At 68.6% G+C, this 25,732-nt stretch carries 20 protein-coding genes; 14 read left to right on the plus strand and 6 right to left on the minus strand.

Annotation, left to right across the window (positions count from 1 at the left end; all coding sequences use genetic code 11):
* The first annotated feature begins 89 nt into the window (after window positions 1-89).
* The 3 genes from ACI3KT_RS13475 to ACI3KT_RS13485 are packed head-to-tail and all read left to right on the plus strand — an operon-like array spanning window position 90 to window position 5,763.
* Window positions 90-1,586 carry an FGGY-family carbohydrate kinase gene (locus tag ACI3KT_RS13475; protein ID WP_404904778.1) on the plus strand — a complete coding sequence of 499 codons (1,497 nt, stop codon included), beginning with the start codon at window positions 90-92 and terminating at the stop codon, window positions 1,584-1,586.
* Window positions 1,583-4,132: a GH116 family glycosyl hydrolase gene (locus ACI3KT_RS13480; protein ID WP_404904780.1), complete on the plus strand. Its 2,550-nt coding sequence runs from the start codon at window positions 1,583-1,585 to the stop codon at window positions 4,130-4,132. Before ACI3KT_RS13475 ends, ACI3KT_RS13480 begins: the two co-directional genes overlap by 4 nt.
* Window positions 4,129-5,763, plus strand: coding sequence for a fucose isomerase (locus tag ACI3KT_RS13485; RefSeq protein WP_404904781.1), 1,635 nt, complete (start codon window positions 4,129-4,131; stop codon window positions 5,761-5,763). Before ACI3KT_RS13480 ends, ACI3KT_RS13485 begins: the two co-directional genes overlap by 4 nt.
* 118 nt (window positions 5,764-5,881) lie before the next feature.
* On the opposite strand, the gene ACI3KT_RS13490 is transcribed toward ACI3KT_RS13485, so the two are convergent.
* Window positions 5,882-7,156, minus strand: coding sequence for a hypothetical protein (locus ACI3KT_RS13490; protein WP_404904784.1), 1,275 nt, complete (start codon window positions 7,154-7,156; stop codon window positions 5,882-5,884).
* Between the two features lie 138 nt (window positions 7,157-7,294).
* On the opposite strand from ACI3KT_RS13490, the gene ACI3KT_RS13495 reads away from it, so the two are divergent.
* The gene (locus ACI3KT_RS13495; protein ID WP_404904786.1) at window positions 7,295-8,317 is read left to right on the plus strand and encodes a LacI family DNA-binding transcriptional regulator; all 1,023 of its coding nucleotides are present in this window, start codon (window positions 7,295-7,297) and stop codon (window positions 8,315-8,317) included.
* Window positions 8,318-8,324: 7 nt separating this feature from the next.
* Here the strand turns inward: ACI3KT_RS13495 and ACI3KT_RS13500 are convergent, their stop codons facing one another.
* Window positions 8,325-9,611, minus strand: coding sequence for a glycosyl hydrolase (locus ACI3KT_RS13500; RefSeq protein ID WP_404904787.1), 1,287 nt, complete (start codon window positions 9,609-9,611; stop codon window positions 8,325-8,327).
* Between the two features lie 158 nt (window positions 9,612-9,769).
* On the opposite strand from ACI3KT_RS13500, the gene ACI3KT_RS13505 reads away from it, so the two are divergent.
* From ACI3KT_RS13505 to ACI3KT_RS13525, 5 genes are all read left to right on the plus strand, one after another.
* Entirely contained in the window at window positions 9,770-11,047 is a 1,278-nt protein-coding gene (locus ACI3KT_RS13505; protein WP_404904789.1) for an ABC transporter substrate-binding protein, read from the plus strand.
* 25 nt (window positions 11,048-11,072) lie between these two features.
* Entirely contained in the window at window positions 11,073-12,020 is a 948-nt protein-coding gene (locus tag ACI3KT_RS13510; RefSeq protein WP_292904857.1) for a carbohydrate ABC transporter permease, read from the plus strand.
* Window positions 12,017-12,907 carry a carbohydrate ABC transporter permease gene (locus ACI3KT_RS13515; protein WP_292904859.1) on the plus strand — a complete coding sequence of 297 codons (891 nt, stop codon included), beginning with the start codon at window positions 12,017-12,019 and terminating at the stop codon, window positions 12,905-12,907. Before ACI3KT_RS13510 ends, ACI3KT_RS13515 begins: the two co-directional genes overlap by 4 nt.
* Window positions 12,904-14,373 (plus strand): family 20 glycosylhydrolase, encoded by a 1,470-nt coding sequence (locus ACI3KT_RS13520; RefSeq protein WP_404904792.1) that lies wholly within the window; start codon window positions 12,904-12,906, stop codon window positions 14,371-14,373. The genes ACI3KT_RS13515 and ACI3KT_RS13520 overlap by 4 nt, the downstream gene beginning before the upstream one ends.
* 87 nt (window positions 14,374-14,460) lie before the next feature.
* Window positions 14,461-17,451 carry an alpha-mannosidase gene (locus ACI3KT_RS13525; protein ID WP_404904794.1) on the plus strand — a complete coding sequence of 997 codons (2,991 nt, stop codon included), beginning with the start codon at window positions 14,461-14,463 and terminating at the stop codon, window positions 17,449-17,451.
* A gap of 143 nt (window positions 17,452-17,594) precedes the next feature.
* On the opposite strand, the gene ACI3KT_RS13530 is transcribed toward ACI3KT_RS13525, so the two are convergent.
* Entirely contained in the window at window positions 17,595-18,371 is a 777-nt protein-coding gene (locus tag ACI3KT_RS13530; RefSeq protein WP_404904796.1) for a hypothetical protein, read from the minus strand.
* A gap of 68 nt (window positions 18,372-18,439) precedes the next feature.
* Between ACI3KT_RS13530 and ACI3KT_RS13535 the strand changes: the two genes are divergently transcribed.
* Complete coding sequence (locus ACI3KT_RS13535) at window positions 18,440-18,850, plus strand: MmcQ/YjbR family DNA-binding protein (RefSeq protein WP_292904869.1); 411 nt, start codon at window positions 18,440-18,442, stop codon at window positions 18,848-18,850.
* Window positions 18,851-18,853: 3 nt separating this feature from the next.
* Here the strand turns inward: ACI3KT_RS13535 and ACI3KT_RS13540 are convergent, their stop codons facing one another.
* Window positions 18,854-19,501 (minus strand): hypothetical protein, encoded by a 648-nt coding sequence (locus tag ACI3KT_RS13540; protein ID WP_404904798.1) that lies wholly within the window; start codon window positions 19,499-19,501, stop codon window positions 18,854-18,856.
* Complete coding sequence (locus ACI3KT_RS13545) at window positions 19,498-19,959, minus strand: MarR family winged helix-turn-helix transcriptional regulator (protein WP_307292531.1); 462 nt, start codon at window positions 19,957-19,959, stop codon at window positions 19,498-19,500. The genes ACI3KT_RS13540 and ACI3KT_RS13545 overlap by 4 nt, the downstream gene beginning before the upstream one ends.
* A 118-nt stretch (window positions 19,960-20,077) precedes the next feature.
* Between ACI3KT_RS13545 and ACI3KT_RS13550 the strand changes: the two genes are divergently transcribed.
* On the plus strand, window positions 20,078-21,505 hold the full coding sequence (locus ACI3KT_RS13550; protein ID WP_404904801.1) for a DUF222 domain-containing protein: 1,428 nt from the start codon (window positions 20,078-20,080) through the stop codon (window positions 21,503-21,505).
* A gap of 34 nt (window positions 21,506-21,539) precedes the next feature.
* On the opposite strand, the gene ACI3KT_RS13555 is transcribed toward ACI3KT_RS13550, so the two are convergent.
* Entirely contained in the window at window positions 21,540-22,121 is a 582-nt protein-coding gene (locus tag ACI3KT_RS13555; RefSeq protein ID WP_404904803.1) for a hypothetical protein, read from the minus strand.
* A gap of 104 nt (window positions 22,122-22,225) precedes the next feature.
* Between ACI3KT_RS13555 and ACI3KT_RS13560 the strand changes: the two genes are divergently transcribed.
* The 3 genes from ACI3KT_RS13560 to ACI3KT_RS13570 all read left to right on the plus strand — a co-directional run bounded on the left by ACI3KT_RS13560 (window position 22,226) and on the right by ACI3KT_RS13570 (window position 25,717).
* Entirely contained in the window at window positions 22,226-23,209 is a 984-nt protein-coding gene (locus ACI3KT_RS13560; RefSeq protein ID WP_404904805.1) for a hypothetical protein, read from the plus strand.
* 106 nt (window positions 23,210-23,315) lie between these two features.
* On the plus strand, window positions 23,316-24,515 hold the full coding sequence (locus ACI3KT_RS13565) for a glycosyltransferase (RefSeq protein ID WP_307292526.1): 1,200 nt from the start codon (window positions 23,316-23,318) through the stop codon (window positions 24,513-24,515).
* A 2-nt stretch (window positions 24,516-24,517) separates the two neighbouring features.
* Window positions 24,518-25,717, plus strand: coding sequence for a glycosyltransferase (locus tag ACI3KT_RS13570; protein WP_404904929.1), 1,200 nt, complete (start codon window positions 24,518-24,520; stop codon window positions 25,715-25,717).
* Window positions 25,718-25,732 lie beyond the last annotated feature (15 nt).

Genomic DNA, 25,732 nt, shown 5'->3' on the forward strand with positions numbered 1-25,732 from the left:
CGGACGCACAGCGTCTTGCGTCATGAAATCGATTTCGCGTACAGTGGCGACAGGTTCGCATCGACGGCCCGGGTTTCAAGGAGGACACCATGCGCTGCACCCTCGGGGTGGACATCGGCACAGCCAGCAGCAAGGGCGTGCTGGTGGACGTCGACGGCGAGATCCTGGCGACCGCGACCAGGGCGCACGAGGTCAGCCGTCCGCACACCGGCTGGGTCGAGATGGATGGTCTGGTCTGGTGGGACGAGTTCGTCGCGATCGCGCGAGAGCTGATCGCCGCGGTGCCCGAGGCCGAGATCGGCGGAGTGGGCGTCAGCGGCATGGGGCCGTGCATCCTGCTGGTCGATGACGACGATGTGCCGGTCCGCCCGGCCATCCTCTACGGCGTGGATACGCGCGCACATGTGCAGATCGAGCAGATGACCGCCCAGATCGGCGCCGAAGAGATCGCCCGCGTGGGTGGTTCGCTGCTCAGCTCGCAGGCCGGCGGGCCGAAGCTGGTCTGGGTCGCGGAGGAGGAGCCGGAGGCCTGGGCTCGAGCGCGGCGGCTGTTCATGCCCGCCTCGTGGCTCGCCCGCAGACTGACCGGCGCCTACCTGCTCGATCACCAGTCGGCGAGTCAGGTCTCTCCCCTCTACGACATCGAGGGCGAGCGGTGGCATGAACCCTGGTGGGCGCGCTACGCGGGTTCGATCGAGCAGCCTCCTCTGCGATGGGCTGGCGACGTGGCCGGCACGGTCACCCCCGAAGCGGCATCCGCCACGGGAATCCCGGAGGGCACGCCCGTCATCACCGGCACGATCGACGCCTGGACCGAGGCCGTGAGCGTCGGCGCGCACGAGGTCGGCGATCTCATGCTCATGTACGGGACCACGATGTTCCTCGTCGCCACCGGCGAGGAGACGCTGCGCACACCGTCGATGTGGACGACGGCGGGGGCGTTCGCCGGCACCCGCAACCTCGCCGGCGGTCTCTCCACCTCAGGGGCGCTGACTTCGTGGCTGAAGGATCTGACGGGAGCCGACTATCCGCAGCTCCTCGCCGAGGCCGAGGAGTCCGGCCCGGGAGCGCGCGGACTGCTGATGCTGCCGTACTTCGCCGGCGAACGTACACCGATCCAAGACGCGGACGCGCGCGGCGTCGTCGCCGGTCTCACGCTCGGCCACACCCGCGGCGATCTGTACCGGGCGGCGCTCGAAGCCACGGCGCTCGGCGTGCGCCACAACGTCGAGACGATGCGGGCGGCGGGCGCCGACATCGGTCGCGTCGTCGCCGTCGGCGGCGGCACGCAGGGGAGGCTCTGGATGCAGATCGTGTCTGATGCGACCGGACTCGTGCAGGACGTTCCCGAGACGACGATCGGCGCGAGCTACGGCGCTGCGTTCCTCGCGGCGACCGCGACCGCCACCGCGGCGACCGGCGTTCCCGTGATCACCGACTGGAACCCGGTCGCCGAGAAGATCCACCCCGATGAGACGCTGCGCGCTCGCTACGACGCGCTCTTCGATCGATACCTGCGGCTGTACGAAGGATCGAAGGATGTCGTGCACGAGCTCGCCGCCGAGCAGAAGAAGGAGGCGGCATGATCCGTCGATCCCGCGGAATCCCGCACACCTCGCAGGCGACCGCATTCCCTCTGGGTGGCATCGGCACCGGCAACGTGTCGATCGGAGCACGCGGCGAGCTGCGCGACTGGGAGTTCGAGAACCTCCCCGACAAGGGTCGCCGGAACCCGTACTCCTTCTTCGCGATCCACGCAGCGCCCGAGACGGGGCCCGCGGTGACGCGGGTACTGGAGGCGCGACTGACCGGGCGGCACGACGCGGATGCCGGCTACTCCTTCGACCAGCTCGCGGGGCTTCCCCGGCTGGATGCTGCGATGCTGCACGGCGAGTATCCGGTCGTCGACATCGACTTCACCGACGGCGTCCTTCCGGTCGACGTCTCGCTGCACGCGTTCACGCCGCTCGTGCCGCTCGACGCCGACGCCTCCGGCATCCCCGCCGCGGTCCTCCGCTACCGGGTCACCAATCCCGGTGCGTGTGCGGTGGCGGTGACCGTGGTCGGCAGCGTCTCGCACACCGCCGGACGCGCCGCTCCAGGGCCCGACGCGCCCTGGGGGATGCGCGCCACGCAGACCGTGCGCTGGCGAGACGACGGCGTCGTGCGCGGACTCGACTTCGGCATCGACCTTCCTCCGGACGACCCCGGTTACGGCACGCTGAGCCTGACGACGACGGATGCCGCGACCACCGTCAAGCCGCAATGGGTGACCAGCTACTGGCCAGACGGCGCGCGGCTGTTCTGGAACGACCTCACCGATGACGGGCTGCTCGCCGCCGAACCGCGACTGACCTTGGAGGATCGCCCTCGCGGGCTGTTCGCCGAGCTCGATGCGGACCCTGACGCGGCGCCGCTGACCGAGCAGGAGATGCTCGCGAAGCTGCCGCGGATCCGCACCGGCTCCTTGGGGATCGTTCACACGCTCGCGCCCGGGGAGAGCCGCGACTTCGAGTTCGTGCTGTCGTGGAGTTTCCCGAACCGGCGTCGGGGGTGGCACGGGCACATCGTCCTCGACGACCCGGACGACGGCGTCGTGCGCAACCACTACGCGACGCTGTGGCCGGACGCATGGACGGCCGCGCGGCATCTCCACGACGAGCTCCCGGCGCTGGAGCGGGCCACCGACGCCTTCGTCGACGCCCTCTACGGCGGCAGCCTCGACGCGGTCCTGGTCGATGCGATCGGCGCGAACGTCGCCGCGGCACGCTCGACGACCGGTTTCGTCGTCGAGTCCCCGAACGCGGAGCTGGGGGAGGGGCCGGTGTTCGCGGCATGGGAGGGCTCGTTCGATCACGGCGGCTCCTGCGAAGGCACCTGCACGCACGTGTGGTCGTACGCGCAGACGCTCGCCTGGCTGTTCCCCTCGCTCGAACGCAGCGCTCGCCGGGTCGAGTACCTGCTCGAGACCGACGACGCCGGTGCGCAGAAGTTCCGCGGCAACCGCATCTTCGGCGGCCCCTCCTGGTTCATGGGTCCTGCCGTCGACGGGCAGCTCGGCACCCTGCTCCGCCTGCACCGGGAGTGGCGGTTCAGCGGCGACGAGGAGTTCCTCCGCGAGCTGTGGCCCGCGGCATCCCGCACCCTCGACTACGCGATCCGCGAGTGGGACAGAGACGGCGACGGCCTGCTCGACGGCGAGATGCACAACACCTACGACATCGAGTTCCACGGGGCGGAGCCGCTCGCGAACGGCGTGTACCTCGCCGCGCTGCGGGCGGGGGCGCGGATGGCCGCCCACCTCGGCGAGGTCGAGCGCGCCCGCGGCTGGACCGCGCGCGCCGAGCACGTCGCCGCCGCCATGGACGCGACGCTGTGGAACGGCGAGTACTACCGGCAGGTCATCGACGATGCCGATGCTCATCGCTACCAGTACGGCGACGGCGTGCTGTCCGACCAGCTGCTCGGACAGTTCCACGCCTTCGTGAACGGACTCGGTCATCTGCTGCCCGAGGATCGGGTCGACTCGGCGCTCGGCGCTATCGCCAGCTACAACCTGCGCGACGATCTCTCCGCCCACGAGAGCACGCAACGCGTGTACGCGCTGAACGACGAGGGCGGACTGCTGCTCGCGTCCTGGCCCCGGGGCGGGCGTCCGGCGATTCCCTTCGTCTATTCGGACGAGGTGTGGACGGGCGTGGAGCACCAGGTCGCGGCCTCCCTCCTCTTCGCGGGCCGCTATGAAGAAGCCCTCCGCATCGAACGGGCGCTCCGCGCTCGCTACGACGGCACCCACCGCAGCCCCTGGAACGAGATCGAGTGCGGCAACCACTACGCCCGCTCCCTCGCGTCCTGGGCGCTGCTGCTCGGCGTGAGCGGGGCGCAATGGGACGCGCCTGACCGCGTTCTCTCTTTCGCTCCGGCGACTGACGGGCCCTTCCGCAGCCTGTTCACGACCGGCTCCGGCTGGGGCCGGGTCGAGATCGACCGCGATGCGCTCACGCTCCGTCTCGACGGCGGAACCCTCGACATCGGCGATCTGCGGCTGCACGGTCGCAGCGTCGGACGCGGCATCCGACTCCGAGACGGGGAGTCGCACACCATCCACACCCTGACACCGGAGGCATCATGACCACCTACACCCTGCCCGCACCCGTCGTCCGGCCGGCATCCGCCCCGAAGACCGCCTATCTCATCACCTCCGGAGATCTCCGGGAGTCGGCGAACGTCGCGGGCTGGCCCACCCAGGTCGAACTCGAGGAGGGCGTGACCGGCGTGCTCGACGGCCTCGGATGGACGGTCGTCCGCCCGTTCGGCGTCGACCCGGCGACCGGACATGGCTTCATCTCCAGCCAGCGGATGGGATTGGAGGTGTTCCGAGACATCCCTGTCGACGCCCCCCTCGTCGTGGCCATCGCAAACTGGCAGTACTCGCACCACGTTCTCGCGGGCCTGCGCACTCACGAGGGGCCGATCCTCACCGTGGCGAACTTCGCGGGGGACTGGCCGGGCCTCGTCGGCCTGCTCGGCTTGAACGCGGGCCTGACCAAGATGGGCAAGCCCTACGCGACGACCTGGTCGGTCGATTACACCGACGACTGGTTCACCGACGCCATCAGGGAGTGGACCGAGACCGGCGCCATCACCCACGACGACTCGCACGTGCGTCCGCTGCCCGAGTTGCCCGACAGCCCGGAGAAGCGTCTCGGTGAGGCGCTCGCCGCCCAGCTCCACGCGGAGAAGGCGATCATCGGCGTCTTCGACGAGGGGTGCATGGGCATGTACAACGCGATCTTCGACGACGAGCTGCTCAACAAGACGGGCATTTACAAGGAGCGGCTCTCCCAGTCGGCGCTGTACGCCGAGATGCTCGAGGTCGGCGAGGACGAGGCGGATGCCGCCTACGACTGGCTGATCGACCACGGAATGACCTTCCGATACGGCGAGGATGCCGTCACCGAACTCACCCGCGAGCAGGTGCAGTGGCAGCTGAAGATGTACATCGCCGCTCTCCGCATCGCGGACGACTTCGGTCTCGACGCGGTCGGCATCCAGTATCAGCAGGGGCTCAAGGACCTCGTGCCGGCATCCGACCTCGCCGAAGGCATCCTGAACTCCACCGAGCGCCCTCCCGTGACCTCGCGCGACGGCTCGCGCGTGCTGCACGAGGGCCGGGCCTTCCCGCACTTCAACGAAGCGGACGAGGGGGTCGCGGTCGACGCGCTCGTCACCGACCGCGTCTGGCGCGCGATGGGACTCGTGCCCGACAACACGCTGCACGACGTCCGGTGGGGAGAGGAGTACGACGGCGAGTTCGTCTGGGTGTACGAGATCTCCGGCTCCGTCCCCGCATCGCATCTCGGCGGCTGGGACCAGGCCGAGGGGTGGCGGCAGGGTCACGTGTTCTTCCCCGCGGGCGGCGCCACGATCAACGGCGTCTCGAAGCCGGGCGAGATCGTCTTGTCGCGCGTGTTCATCGCCGACGGCATCCTGCAGGCCGATGTCTTCCGGGCCTCGGTCGTAGAGCTGCCGGAGGAGGAGACCCGACGCCGCAAGGAGGCCACGAACCCCGAGTGGCCGATCGCCCATGTCGTGCTGCGCGGCCAGACGCGCGACCAGTTCATGGCGCGGCACAAGGCCAACCACGCGCAGCTCGTCTACGCGCCGGATGCCGAGACCGCCGATCGTGCTCTGATCGCCAAGGCGGCGATGTTCGCGGGCATGGGGATCGCGGTCAACCTCGTCGGAGATGTGAGCCTCTGACGACCACGACCCCGACCACGACCACGCCCACGACCACGACCACGCCCACGCGCGAACCGCCCTTCCCTGATCGGGGAAGGGCGGTTCGCGTTCTGCGGCATGCCAGTGAGGCGCCTGGTCAGTGCGCTCCGGGGCGGAAGCGCACCTCGACGGCCTCGGATGCCGAGCCGTCCACGCTCTGCGACACGGCGACAGACTGCGGAGGAGTCAGCTTGCGATCGAGGACGATCGTCCAGGTGCCGTCGGCGGCGACAGCCGCAGTCGCGGCGGTCGCCGTGCGCCCAGGGCCGCTCGTGGTCGCCGAGATCTCGGCGCCGGCGACGCCGGTGCCGCGCAGCGTCACCCGATCGGCGTCGACAGCGGCGGTCGGCGCCGCCGGGGGTGCAGGCTCGACGCCTGCCGCGTCGTCCTGCACGCGGGAGAGGTTGCGCATCCACGTGAAATCGGTCTTCGTGATGGTGTCGTCGCCGTAGACCTTGCCGTCGCGGTCGACGGCGTAGGCGAAGAAGCCGCCCTTCGCGCCTTCCTCCGGTTGCCAGATGGCGTACTGGTACGCGGTCGAGGAGGGAGCGGTCGTCGAGTCGTAGATGCCCTCGGCGTCGCCCCAGTGCGTGCGGTCCTGCTCCTCGTAGAACGAGAAGCCGGGGAGGAACCGGCACGGCGCCACGTCGTCGGCGAAGGTCTCCCACGTCGCCTGCATGCCCGAGACCCCACGACCGTAGGCCTGCAGCAGCACGTAGGAGATGTTGCCCGAGACGGCTTCGAACAGCGGCGTGTCGCCGGTCTGGTTGGTGTCGTAGATGAAGATGCGATCGCTGCCCGACTTCGGGCCGATGAGCTCGCCGAGGGCGTCGAACACGCCGATCGCGCGGGTGAGGTCGTCGCCCTGCGGGTAGGACTCGACGTCGACGTCGATGCCGTCCAGTCCGTACGGGGTCACGTAGGTGTCGACGAGCTGTTGAGCGTAGGCGCGGTACGAGGCGTCGTCGAGCGGGATGTCGGCCTTCGCGAGCTTGTCGATCCAGAGCGTGTAGACGACCTTGGTTCCCCTGGCATGCAGGGCGGGGACGTAGGTGTCGCGCAGCGTCGGCCAGTAGTCCGTGCCGGCTGTCGCTCCGGCATCGAACACCATCGCGACGTCGATCTCCGCGGGCAGATCGGTCATCCGCGTCACGTTCGGGTCGGGCAGGTTCGAATTCGCGTTCTGCGGGACAGTGACGTCCCGCCATGTTCGGTAGTACGCCATGGTCTGCGGTGCCGCTTCGCACTGCGTCGTGCTGAGCGGATCGCCGGCGCCGGCCGGAGACGCGGCGTCGGCCGTCGCCGGCTGTGCGGTGAACGCCGCGAGTCCTGTGAGAAGTGCGCCCAATCCGAGCGCGGTGGTTCGCTTCATTGCTCTCTCCTTCGAGGGGATGCTCAAGTCGCGTCGCAGCACTGCGACTACTTAAGCGCTTTAGCGAGACACTAGCAGAGCACCGCTTCTGTGCACAGTCCAAGAAGCGCGAACGAACTCGATCGCTACAGTTGGGGAATGTCCAAACCGAAGCGCGTGACGATCACGGACATCGCCCGACTGGCCGGCGTCTCTCAGGGGGCGGTGTCCTTCGCGCTGAACGGACGCCCCGGAGTCAGCGAGCAGACTCGGCAGCGCATCCTCGACATCGCGGCAGAGCATCAATGGCAGCCGAGTTCAGCCGCCCGTGCGCTCGTCGGCGCCCGTGCGGGCGTCATCGGCTTCGCCGTCAACCGGCCGGCGGGAACCCTGGGCACCGAGGCGTTCTTCACGGATCTCATCGCCGGCGTGCAGTCGGCTCTCGCAGAGCGGCACATCGCGATGCAGATGGTGCTCGTCTCGTCGATCGACGACGAGGTGGCGACATACCGGCGCTGGCGCAGCGCCAATCAGGTCGACGGAGTGATCGTGATCGATCCCCGGGACGACGATCCGCGTCTCGCCGCGCTCACCGAGCTCGCGCTGCCCGCCGTCGTGATCGGCAGCCATCCCTCGGCTGATGGAGACCCGGCGGCGCTGTGGCTGGACGACAGCCAGGTCGCGCACTCGCTCTTCGACTACCTCTCGGCTCTCGGCCACCGGTCGATCGTCTACGTCGCCGGCCCCGCAGAGTTCCAGCACACGCGATTGCGCACCGATGTGCTGCGGGGTCTCACAGCCCGAAGCGTGACCGGAGAGGTGATCGCCACCGACTTCTCGCCTGTCGCCGCATCCGCCACCATGCGACGGATCCTCAGCCGGGCCGATCGGCCCACCGCCGTCGTGTTCGACAACGACGTGATGGCGATCGCCGGCCTGCGCATCGCCCAGGAGATGGGGCTGGCGGTGCCGGGCGACCTGTCGATCGCGTCCTTCGATGACTCCGTGGTCGCGGGACTCGTGCATCCGTCGATCACCAGCATCACGCGCGACACGTTCGGGCTCGGAGCCGATGCCGCGGCGTTCCTCCTCGAGCAGATCGAGGTGGCCGAGCTGCTCGACGATCGGGTCGGCGCACTGCCGCAGCTCACGGTGCGCGAGAGCACCGGCGCCCCGCGCTAGTCGCGACTCACACCACGGTGTTGTGCGAGTCGTACGCCACGCCGTCGGGAGCCGGATGCACGAGTTCTGTGATGCCGCGAGCGGAGAGCGCCTGGGGGCTGTCGGCATCGATCGAGGTGACGAACGCGGCGTCGACACCCGCCTCGCACGCGTCGACCCAGGCCTGGAAGACGGATCCGCCGGGGCTCATCGCGCCGCGGTTCAGCGGCGTCTCCGCCTCGTCGACGTCGATCACGATGCCGAGCGCGCGGGCGGGAGCGGTGCGGCGTTCGCGCAGCTCGGGGATGAGCTCGGCGAACCGCCGCCCGATCGGCTTGGCCTCGCCCTCTTCGTCGATCAGGCCGAGCGTGTACTCCAGTTCCGGGAAGTCGGCGAGGCTGCGGCTCACGTCGTGCGAGCACCACCAGGTCACACCCCAGAGGTTCTCCGTGCGCGCGACCGAGCGCAGCGTCGCCTCGAGGAAGCCGGGGGTCTCCTCAGGGCTGAGGCAGTTCGAGGGTGCGCCCACCTCCTGCAGCCAGATCGGGCGATCGGCATCGGTCGCGAAGCCGCGCGCGAGTTCGATCATGTACTCGGCGTGGCGATCGGATGCCGCCGATCTGCCGCCGTACCGCTGGGCGGTGCCGTTGAAGATCCACGAGTGCACGGTGGTGAGGGCGCCGAGGCGGGACGCCAGCTTGGGGGTGAAGCCGTGGCCGTCCATGTACCAGGCGGCGTCGTACTCGCTGTGCACATGCTGCTGTGCGGGCGCGGCGGCCGCGGCGGCATCCAGCAACGTCGTGATCCAGTTCGCGGCCTCGGACTCGCTCACCGGCCAGGGGGAGGGATGGGTCGCGGCGGAGAACTGGTTCGTCTCGTTGCCCAGCGTGAAGCCGAGGAAATTCGGTTCTGATCCCAGGGCCTGACCCAACCGGGTCACGAGCTCGACCTGCCCGCTCAGAGCGTCGGGGTGCGTGAACATGTTCTTGTCATGCCAGGTGGACAGCCACGACGGGATGAAGTCGAAGCTCGACAGATGCCCCTGGATGACGTCCACGCTCGCATCGAGGCCGAAGTCTCCGGCCAGCTCGACCACGGCGCGCACATCGGCGACGGCTCGGTCTCTGATCAGGGTGCGGTTCGGCTGCAGGATCGTCCAGAGCGGGAAGATGCGCACGTGGTCGAGCCCGAGCTCCGCGAGGGCCTCGAAGTCGCGCTTCACCTCGTCGAGGTCGAGAGACATCCACGAGTGCATCCACTGCGACCGGGGTGTGTAGTTGGCGCCGAAGCGCAGCGGAGCGAGGGAGCTGGGCATCGCTGTCCTTTCGAGTATCGACGCTGAAACGGCGCGCATCCCGGGGTCGACCTGTCGAGCGACATGTGGCATGCTATGGTCACTATACCGTTTTAGTGAGGGTTGTCACAGCGCCTCCCGCAGGCGCCCCAGCCCCGGCCACTTCGAAGGAGAAGTCCATGAAGCACCGTTCCACAGCAGTCGCGGGCCTCGCGGTCGCGGCATCCCTCATCCTCGCCGGCTGCACCGGCGGCGGCTCTCCCGCCCCAGGCGGAGGAGGCGACGGAGAGATCACCGGCGAGATCACCTTCCAGACCTGGTCGCTCAAGAACGACAAGTTCACGCCCTACTTCGAAGACGTCGTCGCTTCGTTCGAGAAGGAGCACCCCGGCACGAAGGTCACATGGATCGACCAGCCCGGCGACGGCTACGAGGACAAGATCCTGCAGCAGGCCGAGTCGGGTGAGCTGCCCGACGTGATCAACCTGCCGCCCGAGTACGCGTACTCCCTCGCCTCCGCCGATCAGCTGCTCGACCTCGGCAGCGCGTCGAAGGCGATCGACGACTACGTCGCCGGCGGCGTCGCCGCCTATCAGTACGACGGCGTCGAGGGCTCCTTCGCATTCCCGTGGTATCTCGGCACCGAACTCAACTACTGGAACAAGGCGCTGCTCGCGAAGGGCGGTGTGACGCAGGCCCCCGCGACCTTCGACGAGACCCTGGATGCCGCCGAGAAGCTCGCCGCAGCGGGCGTGCCGATGTTCTCCTCGGTGCCGAGCCCGAAGACGCTGCAGATCGTCGGCGCCGCTCCCGACATCTACAAGGACGGGGAGTTCGTCTTCAACACCCCCGAAGCCGCGAAGATCATCGACCGCTACGCCGAGCTCTACAAGGCCGGGGCGATCACGGCCGAGGCGCTTCAGGGCGCGGGCACGGCGAACTCGAACATCAACATCTTCAACACCGGCGGGGTCGCCTGGACGACGGCGGGCCCGAACTACATCGACAAGGACGTCGCGGTGAACGCGCCGAACCTCCTTCCGGACGTCGACGTGACGAACGGCTTCGGCAATCCGCCGCTGTTCGTGCAGGGCATCAGCGTCTCGAAGAACTCGGACAACTCCGCCACCGCGCTCGCCTTCGCGGAGTTCGTGACGAACACGGCGAACCAGATCGAGTTCGTGAAGCTCGCAGCCGGGTTCTTCCCCGGCACGATCGAGGCCAACTCCGACCCGTCGGTCTTCGCCGAAGCCCCCGTGAACGAGCTGCAGGGCACCGCGACCTCCCTCGCCGCCGAGCAGATGGCCGATGCGAAGCAGACCGGCGCCCCGCAGTACACCGAGGCCATGGAGACCTACGCGAAGCAGCAGATCGCGCTCGCGATCACCGGCGAGATCTCCGGCCAGGAGGCACTGGACAAGGCCGTGGAGTACGCCCAGCAGAACGTCGTCGACTGAGCGCCGCGGCGGAGAGGACGAGACCGTGAAGAGACAGAGATGGTTCACGCCGTATCTGCTGGTGCTGCCGGCGGTGATCTGGGTGTTCGTGTTCGCGCTGTGGCCGTTCCTGAACACCGTGATGCTGGCGTTCACGGATGCTCGTCCCCTCCGCCCCGCGGAGTTCGTCGGCCTCGCGAACTTCGCGAAGCTGTTCGAAGACGAGAGGTTCGGGTACGCCCTGTCGACCTCGCTCGTCTACGTCGTGGTCTGCGTGCCGCTGCTGACATTCCTGCCCCTGCTGCTCGCGATGCTCGTGCACAGCAAGATCCCGGGAATCGGGTTCTTCCGCACCACCTTCTACTTCCCGGTGATCGCCTCGGCCGTGGTCGTGGCGATCGTCTGGGAGTTCCTGTTCTCTGGTAGCGGCACAGTGAACTCCGCGCTGAAGTTCTTCGGCCTCGCCGATCGGCCCATCGAGTTCCTCTCGGATCGCTGGCTGCTCATCGGCTGCGCGATCGGCCTCACCGTGTGGAAGGGTCTCGGCTACTACATGGTCGTGTACCTCGCAGCGCTCGGCAACGTCGGCCGTGAGCTGCATGAGGCGGCCGCTATGGACGGCGCCGGCCGTTGGCGCCGGTTCTGGTCCGTGACCGTCCCGGGCGTGCGCGGGCCGATGATGCTCGTCTCGGTGTTGGTCTGCGTCGGCGCGATGCGCGTCTTCACCGAGCTCTACGTGCTCTCCAACGGATCGGGCGGACCAGGCGGTCGGGCGATGAGCATGGTCATGCTGATCCAGTCGATGGGCAAGGGCCTGAACGGTCAGGTGGGGTATGCGTCGGCGATCTCGCTCGTGCTGTTCCTCCTGACACTCGTGCCGCTCGCGGTCGTCGGCGTGATCAACAACAGCGACACGATCAAGGAGGCGCTCGCCACGAGGCGCACCGCGAAGGCCGCCAAGATCGCGCGCAGCGCGCAGGGGGTCACCCGATGAGCGTGAACCAGGAGCTGCGACGCGAGCGCGCGTACCGCACCAAGGGCTCGGCCGACATCATGAAGCCGTCGCTCGGCGGCCTGATCGGAAAGTACGCCCTGCTGCTGATCGTGCTCGCGATCATGGTGTTCCCCTTCCTCTGGCAGATGTCGACGTCTTTCAAGGGTGCGACCGAGAACATCTACGACTTCCCTCCATCTCTGATCCCCTCGGCGCCGACGCTCGACAACTACGCCGAGGTGTTCCGCACGATCCCGGTGCTCGACTACGCCTGGCACTCCCTGCTCGTCGGCGTGGGCACCGTGGTCACCAACGTCGTGTTCGCCACGATCGGCGGCTACGCGCTGGGAACCATGAAGTTCCGCGGCAAGTGGATCGTGCTGGCGGTCATCTTCTCCACGCTGCTCCTCCCCGGAGAGGTCACGCTGACGAGCCAGTACCTCACGGTGAAGTCTCTCGGTCTCGCGAACACGCTCTGGGGCGTCTTCCTGCCGGGCGCGATCGCCGCGATCAACGTGTTGCTGATGATGGCGGCGTGCCGCATGATCCCGCCCGACACGCTGGACGCGGCCACGATCGACGGTGCGAACACCATGCAGCGGCTGCGTCACATCGTGTGGCCGAACGTACGCGGCATGGTCTCGGTGGTCGCGCTGTTCGCGTTCATCGGGGCGTGGGACGACTTCCTGTGGCCGCTCGTCGTGCTCTCGGATCCAGCGAACTACACGCTCACGGTCGGCATGCAGTACCTGAGCTCCAACTTCGCGGCGAATCCGCGCGTGATCGCCGCCGGCACGATGATCGCGCTCGTGCCGATCATCCTGCTCTTTGCCGCGCTGCAGCGGCAGTTCTTCAAGGGCGTCGAAGAGGGCAGCGTCAAGGGATGACAGCGGATGCCGAGATCTCGCCGAGGTGGCTTGCGATCCCGCAGCCGCAGCTCGCCGCACTGACGGGCGGATTCTGGCGGCCGAACGCCGTGCGGGTCGTCACCGACGAGCCGTCGCTGAGCGCCGAGGCGTTGCGTCTCGAGCGCGAGCTCGCAGAGCGGGGCATTCCCGGCGGCGATCGGCAGATCGTGCGCCTGCGACGCCCGGCCGAGACTGAGGCCGAGGGCGACGTCGCGGAGGCGTTCTCGATCGACGTCGACGACGACATCGAGGTGCGCGCATCGACCCCCGAAGGCGCCTTCCGCGCGACCAGGCAGGTGCTGCACAACCTGCGAGCTCAGGGCGCGGTGCCTCGCGGTCGCGTGCGGTCCGCGCCCGCGGTGCCGGAGCGCGGCTTTCATCTGGACGCGGCGCGCAAGCACTTCGCTGCGGCGTGGATCCTCGAGCTGCTCCCCGTTCTCGCCGATGTCGGCATCAACTCGTTCCAGTGGCACCTGTCGGAGAACGAGGGGTTCCGGATCGGGTCCGACTCTTTCGCCGAGGTCGTCTCGCCGCTGCACGTCTCACGTGCGGAGGCGCGGAAGATCGCCGATGCTGCAGCCGACCTGCACATCGATCTGGTCCCTTCGCTCGACATGCCGGGGCACTTGGGGCACGTCCTCGCCTCACGTCCTGAGCTGCGGCTCGCCGCATCCGACGGGCGTCCGATCGACCACGCTCTCGACATCACCCGCGACGACGCTGTGGCTTTCGCGCACATGCTGATCGACGACGTCGCCCGGCTGTTCCCTCACAGCACGCGCTGGAACCTCGGCGGTGACGAGTTCGTCGACTTCGCCCGCATCGACGACTATCCCGTGCTTCAGCAGGCGGCACGTGAGCGCTTCGGCGAGCAGGCCACGGGATTCGATCTGCTCACCGACTTCGTGAACCGGACTGCGGTCCACCTGCGTGAGCGCGGTCTCGCCGCCCGCGTCTGGAACGACGGGATGCTGCGAGGGCAGGTCGTGGCGCTCGACCCGCAGGTGGCGCTGGCCTGGTGGACGAACTGGCATGCCGGGATGAGCCCGCTGTCGGCCGCGCTGACCGCTGGACATGAGCTCGTGAACTTCCACGACACGCTGTTCTACTATGTGCTGGGCGAGAAGGCGGGGTACGTCTACCCCACGAGCGCGAGGATATGGGAGGCCGACTGGCACCCGGGGCTGTTCCCTGCGCTGACCGACGGAACGCGCCAGGAGATCGCCCAGCCCTACCCGTCCTCCCTGCGCGGTTCAGCGTTCTCGGTGTGGTCGGACGACGCGGACGCGCAGAGTGCTGAGCAGGTGCTCGCCGGCATCCGCTCGCCGCTTCGCGCCATGGCCGAGCGGGCCTGGAACGGGGGATCGCAGCTGGCACTCGCCGAGTTCCGCGAGGTCGATGAGCGCATCGGCGTCCCCGCTCCGAGCACCCCGCTCGCGCCGTAGCGTCGGACACCGGATCGACCCGTGGGCTATATCGCTTTAGTAAAGTAACCTGAGTAAACCTCGACCGTCGACCGGAGACGCTCCTTCATGCATGACGACACCACTCTCACCCTCGGCCGCGTCAAGCGGGTGCTCGATGAGCGCATCCGCCCCGCCATCCACTCGGCATCCGTGCCCCTGACCGTCGAGGCTCACGAGCTGCCGGGTGAGCCGATCGCGCCGGCAGACGGGCTGGCCCTCGACTTCGCGCCGGTCGCCGTGCCGAGCGCGTGGGGACCCGCCTGGTCGACCACGTGGTTCAAGCTCTCGGGCCGCGTTCCCGCGGAGTGGGCGGGCCGTCGCGTCGAGGCTGTGATCGACCTCGGCTTCGACATCAACATGCCGGGTTTCCAGTGCGAGGCGCTCGCGTACCGCCCAGACGGCACTCCGGTGAAGAGCATCAATCCGCGCAACCAGTGGGTGCCCGTCGCCGAGTCGGCGCACGGCGACGAGCCGGTCGAGCTCTACCTCGAGGCGGCCGCGAACCCCGTGCTGCTGGACTACCACCCCTTCCTTCCGACGCAGGAGGGCGACATCCGCACGTCCTCTCCCGAGCCGCTGTACCGCACCCGACGCATCGACCTCGCGGTGTTCGAGCAGGAGATCTTCGAGCTGTCCCTCGACCTCGAGGTGCTGTTCGAGCTGCAGGCGGAGCTTCCTGCGACCTCGCCGCGCCGCATGCGCATCCTGCAGGCGATGGACGACGCCCTCGATGTGCTCGACCTGCAGCGCATCGCCGAGACGGCATCCGACGCTCGGGCGAAGCTCGCTGACGTGCTCGCCGCTCCCGCAGAGGCGAGCGCGCACCGCATCTCCGCCGTCGGCCACGCCCACATCGACTCGGCCTGGCTGTGGCCCGTGCGCGAGACGATCCGCAAGGTGGCCCGCACGACGTCGTCGATGACCACGCTGCTCGAGGAGCAGCCCGGGTTCCAGTACGGCATGTCCAGCGCGCAGCAGTACGCCTGGCTCAAGGAGCATCGCCCCGAGGTCTACACCCGCGTCAAGGCAGCGGTGGCGGAAGGACGATTCCTGCCGCTGGGCGGCATGTGGGTCGAGTCCGACACGGTCATGCCATCTGGCGAGTCGCTCGTGCGCCAGTTCCAATACGGCCAGCGGTTCTTCGAGAGCGAGTTCGGCATCCGCTCGAAGGGCGTGTGGTTGCCCGACAGCTTCGGCTACTCGCCGGCGCTGCCCCAGCTCATGCGCCGTGCCGGGTTCGAGTGGTTCTTCACGCAGAAGATCTCGTGGAATCAGCAGAACGTCTTCCCGCACCACACGTTCCTGTGGGAGGGCATCGACGGTTCGCAGATGTTCACGCACTTTCCTTCGATGGACACCTACAACTCGCAGCTGAGCGGGATGGAGGTCGCCAAGGCCTCGCGCCAGTTCAAGGAGAACCGCGTCTCCTCCCGCTCGATCGCACCGGTGGGCTGGGGCGACGGCGGCGGAGGCACCACGCGCGAGATGACCGGAAAGGCGTCCCGACTGGCCGACCTCGAGGGCAGCGCGCAGGTGGTCTGGGAGCATCCCGACGTCTTCTTCGACGCCGCGCGCGCCGAGCTGCAGCATCCGGCGATCTGGGTCGGAGAGCTGTACCTCGAGCTCCACCGGGGGACCCTGACCAGCCAGCACGCCACGAAGGCGCTGCACCGTTGGGCGGAGCACGCCCTGGTCGAGGCTGAGCTGTGGGCGGCGACGGATGCTGTGCGCACGGGGGCCGCGTATCCGCAGGACGAGCTCGATCGCCTGTGGCAGACCGTGCTGCTGCACGAGTTCCACGACATCCTTCCCGGCACCTCGATCGCCTGGGTGCATCGCGAGGCCGTCGAGGTGCTCACCGAGGTGCTCGAGCAGGCGCGGAAGCTCTCGGATGCCGCTCGCCGTTCGCTCGCGGGCGAAGGCGAGCGCGAACTGCGGTTCGACCCGACGACCGGCGCTGCCCTCGATACTCGGTCGTTGAGCGAGCGGAGCGAGACGAAACGCCCCACCTCCCTGACTGAAGAGGACGGAGGCTGGCGACTGGAGAACGACCTCGTCTCGGTGCTCGTCTCCGGCGACGGCCTGATCGCCTCTGCCGTCGACAAGTCCACGGGCCGTGAGGCGGTGGCGCCGGGGCGCGCCGCGAACCTGTTCCAGGTGCACCAGGACTTCCCCAACATGTGGGACGCGTGGGACATCGACCGCTACTACCGCAACAGTGTCGTCGATCTCACCGAGGTGTCGTCGATCACGGCATCCCTCGTCGATCGCGCCGCCGTCGTGACGGTGACCCGCCGGTTCTCCGAGTCGTCGATCGAGCAGACCATCTCCCTGCGACCGGATTCTCGTACCGTCGCGTTGCGCAACGACATCGACTGGCACGAGACCGAGAAGCTGCTGAAGCTCGCGTTCCCGCTCGATGTGCAGGCTGCGCACACCGAGGCCGAGACGCAGTTCGGATACCAGGCGCGCGTGACGCACACGAACACGAGCTGGGAGGCGGCGAAGTTCGAGACCTCGATGCACCGCTTCGTGCTGGTGCGCGAGCAGGACTTCGGCGTGGCCCTCGTGAACGACTCGATCTACGGCTACGACACCTCGCGCGAGGTGTCCGACGACGACGTGACCACGACCTTGCGGCTCTCGATGCTGCGCGCACCGCGGTTCCCTGATCCCGACACCGACCACGGTCGCCACGAGATCCAGGTCGGCTTCGTGATCGGAGCGGACGCCGCCATCGCGACCGCCGAGGGCATCGCGCTCAATTCCCCGTCGACGACGGTGCATGGTGAGCGCGAGGTGAAGCCCCTCGTCTCCGTGTCCGGCGACGGCATCGTCGTGTCGGGCGTCAAGCTCGCGGCCGACGGCTCGGGTGATGTGATCGTGCGGCTCTACGAGTCGCTCGGGCGCCGGGTGTCAGGCGAACTCGCGGTCGCTTTCGAGCATCGCGAGGTGCGCGAAGTCACGCTGATCGAAGACGAACTCGACGCTCCGCGGCTCGGCGCCGCGCTGTCGCTGCGTCCTTTCGAGGTGCGGACCGTCCGCATCGTGCGCTGAGAACGCGCAGCGCCGCGCTCGAAAAGTCGGAGTCTCGTCGCGACACACGGTGCCCGGGGTGCTCCGGGCGGCGCGTCTCCAGGGGACTCCGACTTTTCGCGCGGAGCGCAGTCGGCGGAGCGCAGTCGGCGGAGCGCAGGAGGTCAGCGCGAACCGATCTCCGTGAGGGTGGTGCCGTCAGCCAGCGCGACGGTTCTGTCGCCCAGCGGCTCCGGCAGGTCCACGGGGGTCAGACCGACGTTTCCGATGGACTTCTGCGTGCAGGTGAACGAGCCGCCATACGACGCGGTCGTCGCGTAGACGACGTCGAGCACCACGCGGTCCGGTTCGGACGTGACGATCACCTCGCTCACGTCGCATACCGAAGTGGTGCCGATGAGCAGGTCGACGCCTGCGAAGACCGTCGCCAGCTCGTCTTTGCGCATCACGAGCTCGTCGCCGTTGCGGAACACGGGGAGCTCGCGCAGATACTCGGGACTCGCACCGTCGTCCTGCACCACCTGGAAGCCTGTGATGGTCGAAGCCACCTCTTCGGGGGCGATCGAATCGGAGGCCGCGCCACCGGTCGGAACGAGCACGCGGATGCCGTCTCCGGCGGCTCCCCACGCCTCGGCCACTTGCTGCCGCTGTTCTTCCCTCGTCCTCTGCTGGTCCGAGGCATCGGCGCGGCCGATCGCGTCGGCGCGCAGCGACAGCAGGACGCCGCAGGCGATCACCGTGACGAGGATGCCGATCACGCCGCGGATGCGGATCCACGTGCGCCCGCCGTCGCTCAGCTCTGCGTCACGTCCGCCCTTGAGCATCCACCCCCACGTGACGCGATCGACGCGCATCCACGAATCCGGGCGCAGCAGCGCCCAGAGCGAGAAGCCCATGCCGACGACGAACAGGCCGATGATGTACAGCAGACCGGAATCCATGTTTCCCCCCACCCCGAGTCTATTGACCGGCCGTTGCGTCGACGGTCGCTGCGCGGGACGATGGCGGCATGGCCACGATCGATGACGTCCGGGAGATCGCGCTGGCGCTGCCGGGGGTCGAGGAGCGCACAGGCGGACACACGGGGGAGCCGGCCTGGCGGCTGAAGAGCGGTCAGATCGCCTGGATGCGCGGCCCGACGGGTGCTGACCTGCGTCAACTCGAGTCCCTCGGACGTGCATGGCCGGAGGGCCCGGTGCTCGGTGTGCGGGTCGGCTCGGTCGAGGAGAAGGAAGCCTTGCTCGCCGCGGAGCCCGAGTGGCTGTTCAGCATTCCGCACTTCGACGGCTACCCGGGGCTGCTCGTGCGGCTCGACGCGATCGAAAGCGAGCGCTTGGTAGAGATCATCGCCGACGCCTGGCTGCTGAGGGCGCCTGCCCGGGTCGCGAAGGAATGGCTCGCCGCCCGCGGGCTGGAATGACGGTCACGCCGCCGCCGTCAGGAACGGGCGGGCGGCGGCGATGAACGAGCGCGGCTCGTCCGTCCACAGCCGGATGCTGTCGACGACATGCTCGCCGCCCTTCGGGGCCAGGCCGGGTAGGCGGATGCGGGTGGGGCGCTCGAGCTCGATGAGGATGTTCGTCTCGTTCTGCATCCGCTCGGAGTACTCACCGTCCGACACTCGCGGCTGCTTCGGTTCGTCGACCCGGCGCGACACGGCGATCGACGCGATGTCGTTCCAGGAGACGGCGACGTCGATCTCCAAGCCGCTGCGCACGCGGATGCCGTCGGGGCCGACCGTGTGGGGGCGCATGAGCATCGCGCAGAGCATGCCGAGCATCCAGGTGACTCCCCAGATGCCGATGACGAGCATGGTGATCCGCACGGGCGGCCAGCGGTGCACGATGAGATCGATGATCGGTATCTCGACGGCCGACAGGCCGATGAAGATGAACAGCACGGTCAGTACTGGCCGGTGGTAGCCGAGGCCGGTGCCGCCAGGTGGAATCGCGGGGCGACGAGTGATCGCGCGACCGATGCTCGAGTAGACGCGGAGCTCCGCGTGCAGCGCTCTGCGCGCGGCGTCGAAGATGCGGGCGCCTCGGGTCGGAAGGGCGGCGGTGGATGTCATGGTGCTCCCTTTGCGGGCTCGCTCGCCGCGGCATCCGCCACCAGCGTCTCGAGATGCAGGGCGATCGCCGTGATTCCGCGCTCGACCGCCGCGCGATCCTCTGGCGCGACCGCGGCGATGAGCGTGGCATCGAGGTCGGCGTGCTCCTGCTGCATCTGCGTCATGGTCTCGGTCGCAGTGCCGGTGAGTTCGACGAGCACGGCCCGCCGATCGGAGGGATGAGGGGAGCGTCGCACGTGACCTGATGCCTCGAGGGCGTCGACCAGACCCGTGATGTTGCGCGGCGAGACGCCGCAGAGGCGAGCGAGCGCCTGTTGCGTAGAGGGGCCGGCGTGCTGCAGCGCCCAGAGCAGATGCACGCGCGCGGGGGTGAGTCCGGTGCCGTCGAAAGCACGGGCCATGTCTTTCTGGAACAGATCGGCGATCTGGAGAAGACGGTCAAGGAGCAACGGTTGCATAATAGTTACCGTACTTCACTATTACCATGATGCACAAATTTGTGCTTTCCGCAGATACCTACTCTGATCAGCCTGAAACCCGCCTCTGAATGTCGGTGGCCCCCTGTTGAATAGAGGTATGAACAGCCCTGTCGCCACGCTCGATCAGGTCGTCGCCGACGTCGATCGCGTGCTGGGTGCAGATTCTCTGGCGGCGCTGTCGGATGCCGAGCGCATGGACGTTCTGAGGGTCGCCGGAGAGGCGCTGCGGCGTCTGGAGGCGGTCGTCGTCGAGACGGTCGCCACGGCCGATCCGGTGGATTTCGCACAGAGGCTCGGCTGCCGGAACATGAACGAAGTCCTGCAGCGAGTGCTGCGGACGGATGCTCGCGGGGCAGCGCTCCTGGTGAAGGCTGCGCGGCTGGTGACCAGCGAGACCGAACTGATCACGGGAGCGCCCCTGCCTGCCCGGTGGCCGGCTCTGCGGGCGGCGCTGCTCGACGGAGCAGTCGGAGTCAGCGGGCTGCTCGCCGCGACGGCTTCGATCGAGCGCGCCGGCACGCGGATCGGCACGACCGACCGGCTGCACGCCGACGTCATGCTCGCCGATTTCGCGCGCGGCGCGAGCTCGGTCGACGGTGCGGCTGCCGGAGATGTCGCCCCTCCGGCGACGCCTGAGGATCTGCGGCTGTTCGGCTCGGAGATCGCGATGATCCTCGATCCCGACGGGGCCGAGCCGAACGATCGCAACGCGATGAATTCGCGCTTTCTCACGATCGGCCGTGAGCGCGAGGGTGTATTCCCGGTACGCGGCAATCTGCTCCCCGAGGCGAAGGCGCAGCTGCAGCAGATCATCGACGCGCAGCTCAACCCGAAGGGCAGCGGTCCAGCAACGCCGGGGGTCGCGTTCACAGACTCGACGCCCGATGACGAAGATCCCTTCAACTCCGACCCGCGGAACGTGATCGATCCGCGCAGCCCTGCGCAGAAGCGGCACGATGCTCTCGCCGCCGCGCTGGGGATCGCGGCTCGGCATGAAGACATGCCGTCGCTCGGCGGCGCCGCCCCCACGCTCGTGGTGCACGTCGACGCGAAAGAAGTGGCGGCCGGAGCGGCCGGCTGGGCGCGCATACCCGGTATCGACGGTCCCGTCTCAGCATCTGTCGCGCTGCACACGGCGTGCACCGGAGCTATCCAGCGGGTGCTGTTCGACGAGGGCAGGATCGTCGGCATCAGCGTCACCGATCGGGTATTCGCCGTGCATCAGCGGCGTGCGATCGTGGCTCGCGATCGCGAGTGCCTGATTCCCGGCTGCCACGTCGCAGCGAGCTGGTGCGAGATCCATCACGTGACCGAGCACGCCCGCGGCGGCCCGACGCACACCGACAACGGCGTGCCCCTGTGCTGGTACCACCATCGATCGTTGGAGTACTCCGGCTGGGAGATCCGCATGTCCGATGGAATCCCGCAGATCCGCGGGCCGGCCTGGTGGGATGCGGCTCGGCGATGGCGCACCCCGCGTCACTCGCAGCCGAGCAGAGCTGCCCCCGAACCGGCGAATCGCTGAGCCGCGGCTTCATTCGCGCGAGGCGCAGGCCGGATCAGGCCGGCGGCAGCCGCAGCACCTCAGGGGACTCGCCACCGGTCAGATCGTCGGCGATGCGGATGCTGCGCGCGAGGTCGTCGAGTGCACTGCCGAGGGTGCCGAAGCGCTCGCGATCTCCGCACACGGCGGTGAGGGTCACAAGGTGCGTCCCCGTGTCCCACGTGTAGGTCGTGAACGGCGTCCCCGACAGTGCAGGCGCGACGAGCTTCTCGCCCCTGCCGAGCCAGCGGCTCTGGAACGACTCGGTGTCGTCGTAGTCCATCGGCATCGACGCGCGCGCGACCCGCACGTCGGGGGTGAGCACCTGCGCCGTGACCATCGCGACGACGAGCTCGGGCTCCGCCTTCCACGTCCACACCAGCACACGACCGTCGGCGCGCTTCATGAGCAGAGGGGCCGCTTGGCTCATGGCCCACGCGCCGAGTTTCGAGCCGGGGCGCTCCGTGCGGCCGAGCGCCTGATTGGCCTGGCCGAGCAGCATCCGGATCGCGGCCTTGCGGTGCCGGCGCCCCCTGAAGCCGAGCGAGTCCGTCACGGGGATCCAGAGAGCGGGATCGGCGGATGCTGTCAGTCTCATAGGACCACGCTAGAGGCTGAGCCTGGGCGGATGCCGGTGTGCGAACCTCCGTCGAGCACCGGGCTAGGGTGACGTGCGACATGCTTACTGCAGGAGGGCAGCGAATGGACGCGTTCGAGCGGCGGACGATCACGATCGATCGTGACGATCAGCGAGTCGTCCTCCGCGGGCATCTCGCCCAGTCGCGCACCGTCTTCATCCTGCTCGGCGGGGTGGCCGCGCTGTCCGTCGTCGCCGCCGGGGTCAGCGCGCTCGTGGGGGCGGCGGTCCTGATCTGGATACAGGCCGTGGTGACCCGAAAGCAGCTGCCGCTCGGGTCCGAGATGAGCCTGGCGATCACCGAGGGCACCTTCGACATCGACGGTGCGGGAGGGGCCGACCGCATCCGGTGGGGACAGCTGTCGAATCTGAAGCGTGTCGGCGGCGGCCTTTACGTCACCGTCGCACCATCCAACGCACGGCTGGGGATACCCGGGCGGCTCATCGACGATGCGGCATTCGCGAGAGCCATCGAGCTGGTCGGACGACCTGCCGTCGCCGAAGATCGCGCCGACATCTTGGGGGAGGCCTCCGCGACGGGCGTGCTCAGCTCCTCGATCGTCTTCAGCGCGGTCGATCAGCGCGTCGCGCGCGCAGCCCTGCTCCGCGCGTCGTGGAAGCTGTTCGTCGTCCTCGGAGTGCTCGCTCTGATCGGCGTGATCGGTCTCATGCTGGGGGCGGCCGGCATCCTGCCAGGCGACGTCATCGGCTTCTCCGCCGCCGTCATGGCGATCGCCGTCATCTCGTCGACGGTAGTCGTGACGGCGGTGAGCCGCACAGTGAAGCGCAGCCTCACGATCGGCACCGCGCAGACCCTGACGATCACTCCGGACGCTCTCGAGCTGACGGGCCCGGGCGGTGCGACGAGGTTCCTGTGGAGCCGGCTCTTCGATCTGAGGCGCACGCAGAACGTCGTGACGGTGCGGTCGATGCCCGCGAAGACGACGCTGCTCTTCGTCGGTCGCCTCATCGGAGACGAGCTGTATGCGGCGATCGAGCAGCACATCAGAATGGCGAGCGCGACTGCACAACGCGCTCCCGAGAGCTGAGCCTGGGCGGATGCCGGTACGCCTGGGCGGCTCGGCCAGAGCCCTCGGGTAGAGTGGCCACCGCCCGACCGGGCGCTCCGTGGCCGTCGAAACCTCCAAAGGCAGCATGTCTTCTCCCGCATCCGACTCGACCGACCATCGTCCGCTGCGCATCCTGATCGGCTGCGACACGTTCGCCCCCGACATCAACGGCGCCGCCCGGTTCGCCGAGCGCCTCGCCGCCGGTCTGGTTCAGCGCGGACACGACATCCACGTCGCCGCTCCCAACCAGGCCTATCGCCGGGCGCAGCCGCGCACCGAGGTCGTCGAGGGCGAGCCGATGACTCTGCACCGTCTGCCGTCGGTACGCTGGCTGGCCCACGACTGGATCCGCTTCGTCTGGCCGTGGCGGTCCAAGCACTACGCGCGCATCGTGCTCGACCGGGTGCAGCCCGACGTCGTGCACATCCAGTCGCACATCGTGATCGGCCGTGGCCTCGCCCACATCGCACGTGAGCGCGGCATCCCGGTGATCGCCACCAACCACGTCATGGCCGAGAACATCCTCGATCACTCGATCTTCCCCGACTTCGTCGATCGCAAGGTCGAGAAGTTCGCCTGGTCCGACGCGAAGCGCACCTTCGACATGATGCGCGCCGTCACCACGCCCACGCGCCGCGCCGCCGATTTCCTCGAGAAGACCGTCGGAGTCAGCGGAGTGATCCCGATCAGCTGCGGCATCGACCGCTCGCAGTACACCCCCGTCATCGGTCCGCGCGAGAAGAACCGCATCGTCTTCGTCGGCCGCCTCACCGCAGAGAAGCAGGTCGAGGTCATCCTGCACGCGATCACGAAGCTCGACCCCGCGCTCGAGACCACCTTCGACATCGTCGGCGGCGGCGATCAGCGCAAGAACCTCGAGAACCTCACGGTCAAGCTGGGCCTGGCCGACCGCGTCACGTTCCACGGTCGCACGACCGACGAGGAACTGCGGGCGCTGCTCTCCCGGGCGTCGGTGTTCGCGATCGCCTCGATCGCCGAGCTGCAGTCGATCGCGACCATGGAGGCCATGGCCTCAGCACTGCCGATCGTGGCCGCCGACGCCGTCGCGCTGCCTCATCTCGTGCACGACGGCGAGAACGGCTACCTCTTCGAGCCGGGCAACGTCGACGAACTGGCCGCGCGCCTCACCGACGTGCTGACCGCGACGCCGGAGGAGTACGAGCGGATGCAGCGCGCCTCTCTCGACGGCGTCATCATCCACGACATCACCCGCACTCTCGACACCTTCGAGGCGCTGTACCGCGACGAGCCTCTGCCCGAGTGACGATGCACATCGTCTTCTTCGGCGATCAGCACCTCGACTCCCTCGGCGGGGCGCAGGTGTCGATGCGGCTGCAGCGCGAGTTCCTGGAGCGCGCCGGGCACACCGTCACCGTCGTGGCGCCGAAGATGCACGGACCTCGCTCGGGCGCGTACGATCCGGCGAACGTCGACCTCCCTTCGATGCCGATCACCGCCGACCGCGAGTACTCGATGAGCTGGCCGGGCCGCGGCACCGACCGCTTCCTCGATCGGGCCATGACGCGCAGGCCTCCTGTCGATCTCGTGCATGTGCAGGCTGATTTCTGGGGCGGGTTCATCGGTCACCGATTCGCCCGCCGTCACGGGATCCCCGTCGTGCACACCATGCACAACCGCGTCGACGTGGGCATCCGTGCCGTCACGCCGCTCGCCGGGCCCGTCCTGGCGGTTCTCAACCTGTGGCGTCGTCGCGCGCTGCCGGGCACGGGCGCCGGGTCTGACGGGTGGGCGTTCCTGCGCGGGCTCGCGGCCGGTGCATCCGCTGTCACCGCGCCCTCGACGCACTTCGCGCGACGGCTCGAGCAGCACGGGGTGTTCGGGCGCGTCGATGTGGTCTGGAACGGCATCGACGATGACGTGCGGGCTGCGACGCTCGCCGCCGCGCCCGAGGAGCGGATGCCGGGACGGCCGCGCTTCGTCTGGCTCGGGCGGATGAGCCCCGAGAAGCGACTGCTGCCGTTCCTCGAGGCGTTCGTCGCCTCCGGAGTCGACGCCGAGCTCGAGATCATCGGCGGCGGAGCGCAGCGTCCTGCCGCCGAGAAGATCGTCGCCGGACTGCCGAACGTGCGCTTCGCCGGCAAGCTGACCTACGCCGAGACGCTCTCCAGGATCGCAGCGGCCGACGCTCTCGTGCAGACGTCGATCGGCTTCGAGACGCAGGGGATGACGCCGTTCGAGGCGGCGACTCTGGGCACGCCGTCGGTGATCAGCGATCCCGACATCGCTGCGGAGCTCGGCGGCGGCCTGTGGGCGGTGCCGGATTCCGATGCGCCGGAGGCGCAGCGGATCGCCGCACTCGCGCAGACTCTGCGGCAGGCGGCATCCGACATCTCGTCCGGAACCGCCCCGGTTCCTCTCGAGGCCACGGCCGAGGCCTTCCGGCAGTCCTCGCGGACAGCCGCCATGATCGATCTCTACGAGCGCGTGCTCGCGGGATCGCACTGATCCGTCCGGCCTGCG

The sequence above is a fragment of the Microbacterium sp. ZW T6_19 genome, assembly GCF_044987465.1.
GTDB lineage: Bacteria > Actinomycetota > Actinomycetes > Actinomycetales > Microbacteriaceae > Microbacterium > Microbacterium natoriense_A.

What these genes read in the sequence shown, in the direction of transcription:
- ACI3KT_RS13565 (WP_307292526.1), top strand. Translation starts at nt 23,316, where the DNA reads ATGTCTTCTCCCGCATCCGACTCGACCGACCATCGTCCGCTGCGCATC.
- ACI3KT_RS13550 (WP_404904801.1), top strand. Translation starts at nt 20,078, where the DNA reads ATGAACAGCCCTGTCGCCACGCTCGATCAGGTCGTCGCCGACGTCGAT.
- ACI3KT_RS13545 (WP_307292531.1), bottom strand. Translation starts at nt 19,959, where the DNA reads ATGCAACCGTTGCTCCTTGACCGTCTTCTCCAGATCGCCGATCTGTTC.
- ACI3KT_RS13530 (WP_404904796.1), bottom strand. Translation starts at nt 18,371, where the DNA reads ATGGATTCCGGTCTGCTGTACATCATCGGCCTGTTCGTCGTCGGCATG.
- ACI3KT_RS13535 (WP_292904869.1), top strand. Translation starts at nt 18,440, where the DNA reads ATGGCCACGATCGATGACGTCCGGGAGATCGCGCTGGCGCTGCCGGGG.
- ACI3KT_RS13520 (WP_404904792.1), top strand. Translation starts at nt 12,904, where the DNA reads ATGACAGCGGATGCCGAGATCTCGCCGAGGTGGCTTGCGATCCCGCAG.
- ACI3KT_RS13475 (WP_404904778.1), top strand. Translation starts at nt 90, where the DNA reads ATGCGCTGCACCCTCGGGGTGGACATCGGCACAGCCAGCAGCAAGGGC.
- ACI3KT_RS13485 (WP_404904781.1), top strand. Translation starts at nt 4,129, where the DNA reads ATGACCACCTACACCCTGCCCGCACCCGTCGTCCGGCCGGCATCCGCC.
- ACI3KT_RS13525 (WP_404904794.1), top strand. Translation starts at nt 14,461, where the DNA reads ATGCATGACGACACCACTCTCACCCTCGGCCGCGTCAAGCGGGTGCTC.
- ACI3KT_RS13505 (WP_404904789.1), top strand. Translation starts at nt 9,770, where the DNA reads ATGAAGCACCGTTCCACAGCAGTCGCGGGCCTCGCGGTCGCGGCATCC.
- ACI3KT_RS13570 (WP_404904929.1), top strand. Translation starts at nt 24,518, where the DNA reads ATGCACATCGTCTTCTTCGGCGATCAGCACCTCGACTCCCTCGGCGGG.
- ACI3KT_RS13540 (WP_404904798.1), bottom strand. Translation starts at nt 19,501, where the DNA reads ATGACATCCACCGCCGCCCTTCCGACCCGAGGCGCCCGCATCTTCGAC.
- ACI3KT_RS13480 (WP_404904780.1), top strand. Translation starts at nt 1,583, where the DNA reads ATGATCCGTCGATCCCGCGGAATCCCGCACACCTCGCAGGCGACCGCA.
- ACI3KT_RS13515 (WP_292904859.1), top strand. Translation starts at nt 12,017, where the DNA reads ATGAGCGTGAACCAGGAGCTGCGACGCGAGCGCGCGTACCGCACCAAG.
- ACI3KT_RS13500 (WP_404904787.1), bottom strand. Translation starts at nt 9,611, where the DNA reads ATGCCCAGCTCCCTCGCTCCGCTGCGCTTCGGCGCCAACTACACACCC.
- ACI3KT_RS13555 (WP_404904803.1), bottom strand. Translation starts at nt 22,121, where the DNA reads ATGAGACTGACAGCATCCGCCGATCCCGCTCTCTGGATCCCCGTGACG.
- ACI3KT_RS13495 (WP_404904786.1), top strand. Translation starts at nt 7,295, where the DNA reads ATGTCCAAACCGAAGCGCGTGACGATCACGGACATCGCCCGACTGGCC.
- ACI3KT_RS13490 (WP_404904784.1), bottom strand. Translation starts at nt 7,156, where the DNA reads ATGAAGCGAACCACCGCGCTCGGATTGGGCGCACTTCTCACAGGACTC.
- ACI3KT_RS13560 (WP_404904805.1), top strand. Translation starts at nt 22,226, where the DNA reads ATGGACGCGTTCGAGCGGCGGACGATCACGATCGATCGTGACGATCAG.